9 protein-coding genes are annotated in these 9120 nt (G+C 70.4%); 2 read left to right on the top strand and 7 right to left on the bottom strand.

Annotated elements, in window-relative coordinates; all coding sequences use genetic code 11:
- Together FNH08_RS36125 and FNH08_RS36120 are read right to left on the bottom strand one after the other, a co-directional pair.
- Positions 1-1389, bottom strand: a 1389-nt coding sequence (locus tag FNH08_RS36125) for a pyroglutamyl-peptidase I (RefSeq protein ID WP_228034561.1), incomplete at its 3' end; no start/stop codon positions are given.
- A gap of 110 nt (positions 1390-1499) precedes the next feature.
- Positions 1500-2396, bottom strand: coding sequence for an SGNH/GDSL hydrolase family protein (locus FNH08_RS36120; RefSeq protein ID WP_152775755.1), 897 nt, complete (start codon positions 2394-2396; stop codon positions 1500-1502).
- 403 nt (positions 2397-2799) lie between these two features.
- Between FNH08_RS36120 and FNH08_RS36115 the strand changes: the two genes are divergently transcribed.
- Positions 2800-3294 carry a DUF3145 domain-containing protein gene (locus FNH08_RS36115; RefSeq protein WP_322726050.1) on the top strand — a complete coding sequence of 165 codons (495 nt, stop codon included), beginning with the start codon at positions 2800-2802 and terminating at the stop codon, positions 3292-3294.
- 171 nt (positions 3295-3465) lie between these two features.
- On the opposite strand, the gene fabF is transcribed toward FNH08_RS36115, so the two are convergent.
- The 5 genes from fabF to fasR all read right to left on the bottom strand — a co-directional run bounded on the left by fabF (position 3466) and on the right by fasR (position 8522).
- Positions 3466-4740, bottom strand: a complete 1275-nt coding sequence (gene fabF / locus FNH08_RS36110) for a beta-ketoacyl-ACP synthase II (RefSeq protein WP_322726049.1) — start codon at positions 4738-4740, stop codon at positions 3466-3468.
- A gap of 115 nt (positions 4741-4855) precedes the next feature.
- Positions 4856-5104, bottom strand: coding sequence for an acyl carrier protein (locus FNH08_RS36105; RefSeq protein WP_152775753.1), 249 nt, complete (start codon positions 5102-5104; stop codon positions 4856-4858).
- 103 nt (positions 5105-5207) lie between these two features.
- Positions 5208-6239 (bottom strand): ketoacyl-ACP synthase III, encoded by a 1032-nt coding sequence (locus tag FNH08_RS36100; protein WP_152775752.1) that lies wholly within the window; start codon positions 6237-6239, stop codon positions 5208-5210.
- Between the two features lie 19 nt (positions 6240-6258).
- Positions 6259-7230: an ACP S-malonyltransferase gene (locus FNH08_RS36095; RefSeq protein ID WP_322726048.1), complete on the bottom strand. Its 972-nt coding sequence runs from the start codon at positions 7228-7230 to the stop codon at positions 6259-6261.
- Between the two features lie 89 nt (positions 7231-7319).
- Entirely contained in the window at positions 7320-8522 is a 1203-nt protein-coding gene (gene fasR / locus FNH08_RS36090) for a fatty acid biosynthesis transcriptional regulator FasR (protein ID WP_322726047.1), read from the bottom strand.
- Between the two features lie 62 nt (positions 8523-8584).
- Here fasR and FNH08_RS36085 point away from each other — a divergent pair.
- On the top strand, positions 8585-9120 hold a 536-nt coding region (locus FNH08_RS36085), incomplete at its 3' end, for a pirin family protein (RefSeq protein WP_152775751.1).

The raw sequence follows: 9120 nt of genomic DNA, 5'->3' as shown, positions 1-9120 counted from the left end.
CAGGGAGCGGTAGTGGCCGTCGAGGTAGTACGCGGCCGGGTCGGCGGTGGCGAACCCGGTGCGGTCGGACAGGTTCTCCTCGCGCCGGTCGAACGCCCACACTTGCAGGCCGGGTACCGCCGCCACCCCCACGATCGCCCGCACCTGCGCGATGATGTCCAGCCGGTTCCGTACGAACTCGGGGTCCGTCACCGCTCCCGTCGCCGGGTCGGTGTTGCCCGGTCCGAACTGCAGCACCGGTGTGTGGACGTGACCGGCGGGCAGCCGGTCGTGCAGCCCGAGCCGGTCGCGCAGCAGGGTCGCGCGGTACGCGATCTCGTTGGAGAGGTAGTTGCCGCCACCGCCGGCGCGGGCCGTCGAGCCGGCCGTCGGTCCGTCCGGCCGGACCACGGCTTCCGTCGCGCCCGCCGGGATCTCGGTCACGCTCGTGTTGTCGTACACCGGGAAACGACCCGTGTTCGCGGCCACGATCCGCGCGTACGGCAGCGTCGTCGACGTCCACTGCGGCTGGGAGGCCGGATCGGTGACCGGGACGGTCTCCGTCCGCGAGAGGTTCTCGTTGTCGGGGAAGCCGCCGCGCCAGGCCCCGTTGGTCCGCTCGACGTCGATACGGCCGACCCGGCCCTGGCTCACCGTCGTGACCAGGTCCACGTTACGCAGATGCGGACGCAGCGTCCGCTCCACCGTCCCGTCGGCGAAGTCCTGCCAGCGGACCGGGAACACGGCGGTCTCGACGCGCGCCGGACCGTCCGCGGTCCCGATCACCGTGCCGTCGAGGGCGAGCGCCGTGGCACCGGACGGGTTGGAGATACGGACGTCCCGGTCCAGCGTGAACGGGTCGAAGCCGGTGAGCAGCACCCGCAGCACCCGCTTCCCGCCCTTGCCGTCCCTGCCGTCCCTGTCGTCCCCGCCGTGCGGGTAGCGGATGGCGTTCTGGCCGCGCGAGGTCTGCTCCAACTTGTCCAACAGCCGCACCCGTTGCGCCGCCGTCAGTCCGAATTCAGGCTCCCAGCCCCGTACTTCACGCGTCATCCCCAACCGCGCCCAGTACAGCGGCCGATCGTCGTCCCGGCTCAGGTCACCGCCCACAGGACCCCGCCCCTGCGCCCGGTCCACGGCACGCCGCCACAGCCGTGATCCCTCGCGTACGACGATCCGCTCGGCCCGCGCGTACGAGCGAGCCCCGGCGAGGGCCCGCGCGAACTCCGGTGCCACCGTGTCGAATCCGGAGCGCCGCAGGATCTCCTGGGGCGCGGCCCTGTCGAGGCGCTGCTCCTCGACGGTCGGGGGTCCCGCGGAGGTTCCGGTGGCCGAGGTGGTCGCCGGTACGGCCATGCCCGCCAAGAGTGCCAGGCCGAGTATGCCGATCCGAACACGTGTGGAGGTCAAGGGAGTTCGGTTCCTTCCGTTGCGCACGGGGTGTCGCCGGACGGCGGCAGTATGCCCGTGACGGAAGGGGCGCACGCGCGGTCGTGCGACTCAGGTGGCGGCCCGTGCCCTCAGTGCGAGTCGGGATCCTCACGGGCCGTCACGTTCCGGTACGCCAGCTCCGCGAGCCGCGCCTGCCCGTTCCTGCTGGGGTGGAACCAGTCCCACTTGCTCAACTGCCTGGTCCCGAAGCGGTACTCGAACACGGCGCCCCCGTCGAAGCGGCAGTACCGGTCCTTCGCGCACACGTCCTTCAGTACCTCGTTGTACGCCTCCACCCGGTCCTGCACCATGTCACGCCGCTTGGTCGCCGCCGCGTCCAGGGCGTCGGGGTCGCCCAGCATGGACGGGCAGATGCCCAGCTTCCACACCTGCTTGCCGAGCGGGTTGGTACGGCCCTGGGACCACAGCCGCTTCAGATCGGGCACGCTCGTCACGTACACCTGCGCCTTGGCCGAGGTCTTGCGGAGCGTCCGCATGGCGTCCTCGAAGGAGGCGCGGAAGTCGGCGACGGACGTCATGGCGTCGGTGGTCGCACGGCACGCGTCGTTCGCCCCGGCCATCACCGTCACCAACTCCGGCCGCTTGGCCACCGCCTCCGTCATCTGGCCCGGCAGATCGGCCATCCGGGCCCCGGACACCGCGTAGTTCCAGCTGCGCTCGGCGGCCCCGGAGGCGCCCAGGAGCCGTACGGCGAGGCTCTTGACCGAGCTGTCCGTGCCGGTCGCCCACGAGACCTCCGGACAGTCGGACAGCACCGAGCACGCGTCGAACCCGCGGGTGATGGAGTCCCCGACGGCCGCGATCGAACGGGGCGTACGGTCCCAGCTGGGCGTGGGGGAGGGCCGCGCCTCGGTGCCGGACGGGCCGGGCGTGCTGCCACCGACGGCGTCACAGGCGGTCACTCCCAGCAGGGTCGCCGCCACGGCGGAGAGAACCGCCCGTGATCGGTGGCGTCGGTGCCGCATGCGTCGGTCCCCTCGTCGGTCAAGCGATGGCCCTCACCCCATAACAACGCGCGAAGGTTCCCTTTTGCGGCAGCTGCAACTGTGGGACCCGTTACATGCGTCCCCTTGAGTGGCTGGGTTTTCGAGAGGGATTCGAGAAGAATCCGGGAGGGGTCCGAAGGGGATCCGGGAGGGACACGCATCCGTCGGCGGCTGCGCCACAGGAGTTACACCACGTCACGGAACGTACCGCCGACCGAGAGCCGTACGCGCGTCCCCATGGGTGAAACATCGCTTTTTCCCGGTGTTTGCTCCGACGGTACGTCACACTCCTTGCCCCGCCGCACGGTAGCCTCGGCCCCGTGGCTGCTCTGCCGCTCACGTTCCGCCAAGTTACGAGATGTCCTGCTCTGTGGAGGCCCCGGTGACGACACGTGGAGTTCTGTACGTGCACTCCGCGCCGCGCGCGCTGTGCCCGCACGTCGAGTGGGCCGTCGCGGGCGTCCTCGGTACCCGCGTGAACCTCGACTGGATCAGGCAGCCGGCGGCACCGGGCACCTGGAGATCCGAGTTCTCCTGGCAGGGCCAGGTCGGCACCGCCTCCAAACTCGCCTCCGCGCTGCGCGGCTGGCACCTGCTCCGCTTCGAGGTCACCGCCGAACCCTGCCCGACCGCCGAGGGCGAGCGCTACAGCTGCACCCCCGACCTGGGCATCTTCCACGCGGTCACCGGCATCCACGGCGACATCCTGATCCCCGAGGACCGTCTGCGCGCCGCCCTGACCCGCTCCCAGCACGGCGAAACCGACCTGGAAGCCGAACTGGCCAAACTCCTCGGCAAGCCCTGGGACGACGAGTTGGAGCCCTTCAGATACGCAGGCGAGGGCGCCCCGGTCCGCTGGCTGCACCAGGTGGTCTAGAGCCCCGTAAGAGGCGTGGGCAACTGCACGGTCTTTAGAGGCGCGGGGAACTGCGCGACCAGCCACGACGAACCCGCACCCGGCATACAGACAAACGACAAAACGGCGAGTGGCCCGAACCCCTACCCAGGGCCCGGGCCACACGACGTTCAGCAAACGCTACGTCCGAACTCAAACCGTACGGAACGCCAGCACAACATTGTGCCCACCAAACCCGAACGAGTCGTTCAGCGCCGCGATCCGCCCCTCAACAGGCAGCTTCCGCGCCTCCCCCCGCACGACATCCGCGTTCGCCTCGGCCTCAGGGTCAAGGTTCTCCACGTTGATCGTCGGCGGAGCCACCCGGTGGTACAGCGCGAGCACCGTGGCGACGGACTCGACACCACCCGCGCCACCCAGCAGATGCCCGGTCATGGACTTCGTACCAGAGACCGCGAAGTGGTCCGTGTCGTCGCCGAAGACCTTGCGCAGCGCCTTCAGTTCGGCGACGTCACCGGCCGGCGTCGACGTCGCGTGCGCGTTGACGTGCACGATCTCCGCCGGGTTCAGATCCGTCCGGTCCAGCAGGTTCTGCAGGGCGTGGGCGATGCCCCGCCCCTCCGGCTCCGGCTGCACGATGTCGTGGCTGTCCGCGGAGATGCCCTGGCCGACCGCCTCGGCGTACACCCGCGCACCGCGCCTGGCGGCGTGCTCGGCGGACTCCAGGACGATCACGCCGGCGCCCTCACCGAGGACGAAGCCGTCGCGGGCGACGTCGTAGGGACGCGAGGCGCCCTGCGGGTCGTCGTTGTTCTTGGACATCGCCATCATGTTGCCGAACGCGGCGATCGGCAGCGGGTGGATGGCCGCCTCCGTGCCGCCGGCGACGACGATGTCGGCGCGGCCGGAGCGGATCATTTCGATGGCGTAGCCGATGGCCTCGGCCCCCGACGCACAGGCGGAGACAGGGGTGTGCACACCGGCGCGGGCGCCGACGAGCAGACCCACGTTGGCGGACGGGCTGTTCGGCATCAGCATCGGCACGGTGTGCGGGGAGACACGGCGGACGCCCTTCTCCCTCAGCACGTCGTACTGGTCGAGCAGGGTCGTGACGCCACCGATGCCGGAGGCGATGACCGCGCCCAGCCGGTCGGGGTCGACGTCCGTGCCCTCGGCGCCGGCCTTGTCGGTGAAACCGGCGTCCGCCCAGGCCTCCTGAGCCGCGATCAGCGCGAACTGCGCCGAGCGGTCCAGTCGGCGGGCCTGCGGCCGGGGAATGACCTCGGACGGCTCCACGGCGATCTCCGCGGCGATGCGGACCGCCTGCTCGGAGGCCCAGTCCTGCTTCAGCGGGCCGACACCGGAACGTCCGGCGATCAGGCCCTCCCAGGTAGAGGCCGCGTCGCCACCCAGCGGTGTGGTTGCGCCGATACCGGTGACGACCACGGTGCGATTGGTCGAGCTCACGGGAATTCTTTCTCCAACGGATACGAGGATTCAGCGGCGCCACCGCCGGGTGGCGGGGCAGTCAGCCCACGGACCTGTCGACCAGGTCCGGGAGCCGGCCCGGGTGATCGGTCGATCAGCCCTGGTGCTTGAGGATGTACTCGGTCGCGTCGCCGACCGTCTTGAGGTTCTTGACGTCGTCGTCGGGGATCTTGACGTCGAAGCGCTCCTCGGCGGCGACGACGACCTCGACCATGGACAGCGAGTCGACGTCCAGGTCGTCGGTGAAGGACTTGTCCAGCTGGACGTCCTCAACCGGGATGCCGGCGATCTCGTTCACGATGTCGGCGAGACCGGCGACGATCTCTTCCTGAGTGGCGGCCATGTCAGGCGCTCCTTCGTTGATATCCAGAGGGTGTGGCGCCCACCGCGTGAGCGGCGGGTTGGTGCTGCTCCGGCACCGGACCGCATGATCCGGCACGGAGTGCCTAGGGGAGGGTAACGACCGTCGCGGCGTACACGAGACCCGCCCCGAAGCCGATGACGAGCGCGGTGTCGCCGCTCTTCGCCTCGCCGGTCGCCAGGAGCCGCTCCATCGCGAGCGGAATCGAGGCGGCCGAGGTGTTGCCGGTGGTGCGGATGTCACGGGCGACCGTGACGTGCTCCGGCAGTTTCAGCGTCTTCACCATCGAGTCGATGATCCGCACGTTGGCCTGGTGCGGGATGAAGACGTCCAGGTCGTCCGAGGTGATCCCGGCCGCGTCCAGCGCCTGCTGGGCGACCTTCGCCATCTCGAACACGGCCCAGCGGAACACCGCCTGGCCCTCCTGCGTGATCGCGGGGAACTTGACGTTGCCCTCGCTGTCCAGCGGAAGCTTGGAGACGTCGCCGAGCCGGAACTGGTTCCACGGCACCGTCTGCTTGATCGTCTCCGACTTGTCGCCCTCGGAGCCCCACACGGTCGGACCGATGTGCGGTTCCTCGGAGGGGCCGACGACCACGGCACCCGCGCCGTCACCGAACAGGAAGGCCGTGGCCCGGTCCTCCAGGTCGGTCAGGTCCGACAGCCGCTCCACGCCGATGACAAGTGCGTACTCTGCCGAGCCCTCGACGACCATGCCCTTGGCGAGCGTGAGCCCGTACCCGAAGCCCGCGCAGCCCGCCGAGATGTCGAACGCGGCGGCCTTGTCCGTGCCCAGCTTGTCGGCGATCTCGGTGGCCACGGCCGGGGTCTGGCTGAAGTGCGAGACGGTCGAGACGACCACGGCACCGATCTGCTCGGCCCTGATCCCGGCGTCGGCGATCGCCTTGCCGGACGCCTCGATCGACATCGCGGCGACGGTCTCCTCGTCGTTCGCCCAGTGCCGGGTCTCGATGCCGGAGCGCGAACGGATCCACTCGTCGGACGAGTCGATCGTCTCCAGGATCACCTCGTTGGGCACCACCCGGGTCGGACGGTAGCCGCCGACACCGAGGATGCGTGCGTACGGTGCGCCCTTGCGTGCCTTGATCTTCGACATTGCTCCGAGGGCTCCTTGGTCAGGCACCCGCCGCGTCAGCGGCGGATGTTGACGCCTCTGCGATGAGCTCGCGAGCAGCGTCGAGGTCGTCAGGGGTCTTGAGCGCCAGCGTCTTCACGCCGGGCAGTGCGCGCTTGGCGAGACCCGTGAGCGTGCCGCCGGGACACACCTCGACGAGCGCGGTCACGCCCAGTTCCTTGAACGTCTCCATGCACAGGTCCCAGCGCACCGGGTTGGCGACCTGGCCGACCAGACGGGACAGCACCTCGGCACCGGTGGTGACGGCCTGACCGTCCTTGTTCGACACGTACGTGAGCTTCGGGTCGGCCGCCGTCAGGGCCTCGGCGGCCTTGGCGAGCGTGTCGACCGCGGGGGCCATGTGGTGTGTGTGGAAGGCGCCCGCGACCTTGAGGGCGATCACCTTGCGCACGCCCTCGGGCTTGTCCTCGTTCAGCGCGGCGAGCTGCTCCAGGGTGCCCGCGGCCACGATCTGGCCCGCGCCGTTCACGTTCGCCGGGGTCAGGCCCAGCTTCTCCAGGTGCGGGACCGTCGTCTCGGGGGCGCCGCCGAGCAGCGCGGACATGCCGGTCTCGGTGATCGCGGCGGCCTCGGCCATGGCCAGACCCCGCTTGCGTACGAGGCTCAGGGCGGCCGTGTCGTCGAGGACACCCGCGAATACGGCCGCGGTGATCTCACCGACGCTGTGGCCGGCGACCGCGCCGGGAGCGAGGTCCGCGCCCGCCGCGTCAGCGGCTGATGTCCGGGCACCGAGTGCCGCGGCGGACAGGAGACCGGCCGCGACCAGCAGCGGCTGGGCCACGGCGGTGTCGCGGATCGCGTCCGCGTCGGCCTTCGTGCCGTAGTGGGCGAGGTCCAGCCCGATGGCGTCCGACCACGAGCCGAGACGGTCGGCGGCGCCGGGCAGTTCGAGCCAGGGGGTCAGGAAGCCGGGCGTCTGGGCGCCCTGGCCGGGAGCGACGAGTACGAGCACTCTCACACTCTCTCTTGGGGACGGCCGGAGCCGCCCGTGAGGACAGGGACGAAGAACACGGGGGCGTTTTGTAGGCCTCCGACAAAACCCTAGACCGGGAGATCCCCGTCGACCAGACGCCCCAGGATCAGCGCGATACGCAGCGTGAACGCGGAGCGTACATCAGAAGGTGACCAGCCGGTGACGTCAGTCACACGTCGGAGCCGGTAGCGCACGGTGTTGGGGTGAACGAAGAGCATCCGTGCGGCGCCCTCCAGACTTGACGCCTGTTCGAGATAGACGCTGAGGGTCTCCAACAGCGCCGAACCGGCCTCCTCCAGTGGTCTGTAGATCTCCTCCACCAACTGCTCACGCGCGCTGGGGTCCCCGGCGATCGCGCGCTCCGGAAGCAGATCGTCCGCCAGTACCGGCCGGGGCGCGTCCTGCCAGGCGGAACATGCCTTCAGCCCGGCCGCGGCGGCCTGCGCGGACCGCGTGGCGGCCAGCAGATCGGGCACGATCGGCCCGGCGACCACGGGGCCCGCGGCATACGGCCCGATCAGCGACTTCGCCACCTGCAGCGGATCATCACTGCCCCCCGCGATGACGACCAGCCGGTCCCCGAGCACACCCGTGAGCACCTGCAGCTTGGCGTGCCGGGCCGCGCGCCGGATCGCCTCGACGGTCAGCTCACTGTCACCGTCGGGAGCGGTCCCCAACAGCACGCACACGTGGTCGGGCGCGTTCCACCCGAGCGCGGCGGCCCGCGAAACAGCCCCCTCATCGGCCTCGCCCGACAGCACGGCGTTCACGACGAGCGACTCCAGCCGGGCGTCCCACGCGCCACGCGCCTCGGCGGCCTGGGCGTACACCTGGGCGGTGGCGAAGGCGATCTCGCGCGCGTACACGAGGAGCGCCTCGCGCAACACGGACTCGTCCCCCGGAGCGGCCACCTCGTCAATGGCGCTCTCCATCACCTCGATGGTGGTCCGCACCATCTCGACGGTCTGCCGCAGGGTGATGGCCCGGGTCAGCTCGCGAGGAGCGGTCCCGAAGACATCGGTGGAGATGGCCTGCGGAGCGTCCGGATGCCGGAACCACTCCGTGAAGGCGGCGATACCGGCCTGCGCGACCAGCCCGATCCACGACCGGTTCTCCGGGGGCATCGCCCGGTACCACGACAGCGTCTCGTCCATCCGCGCGATGGCCTGCGCGGCGAGACTTCCGGACGACTTCTCCAGTCGCTTCAGCGTTCCGGCGTGCGGGTGGACATGGTGGACGTCGTGGGGCGAGGACTTGCTGGCTTCGGACACGGGACAAGACTGCCTTATCGGGACGCCGGGGTGGGGCGCGGGTCGCTACCGTGGGGTATGTGATGGACGTACGGCGCGCCGACGAGCGCTACAGCGGTGGAGACACCGCGGCTGGAATCCTTTCCCTGCACGCCTTCTCCTTCGGCCCGCACTACGACCCGGACAACCTCCGCTTCGGCGCGCTGCTCGCCTGCAACGAGGAGCGGCTCGCGCCCGGCGCCGGCTTCGACGAGCACCCGCACAGCCACACGGAAATCGTGACGTGGGTGGTGGAGGGCGAGCTGACGCACCGCGACACCGCCGGCCACGAGTCCGTCGTACGGCCGGGGGATGTGCAGCGGCTCAGCTCCGCGGGCGGGGTCCGTCACGTCGAGCGCAACGACGGCTCCGGCCCTCTGACCTTCGTCCAGATGTGGCTGGCGCCGCTGGAGCCCGGCGGCGAGCCCGCGTACGAGATCGTCCACGGCATCGCGGACTCCACGCCGTACGCGGTGCCGGAGGCCGGTGCCATGTTGCACGTGCGGCGCTTGGTGGCGGGGGAGCGGACGGCGGTTCCGGACGCGGCGTACGTGTACGTGCACGTGGTGCGGGGTGGGGT

The sequence above is a fragment of the Streptomyces spongiae genome, assembly GCF_009377185.1.
Lineage (GTDB): Bacteria > Actinomycetota > Actinomycetes > Streptomycetales > Streptomycetaceae > Streptomyces > Streptomyces spongiae.
This window is presented reverse-complemented; position numbering and strand designations above follow the sequence as displayed.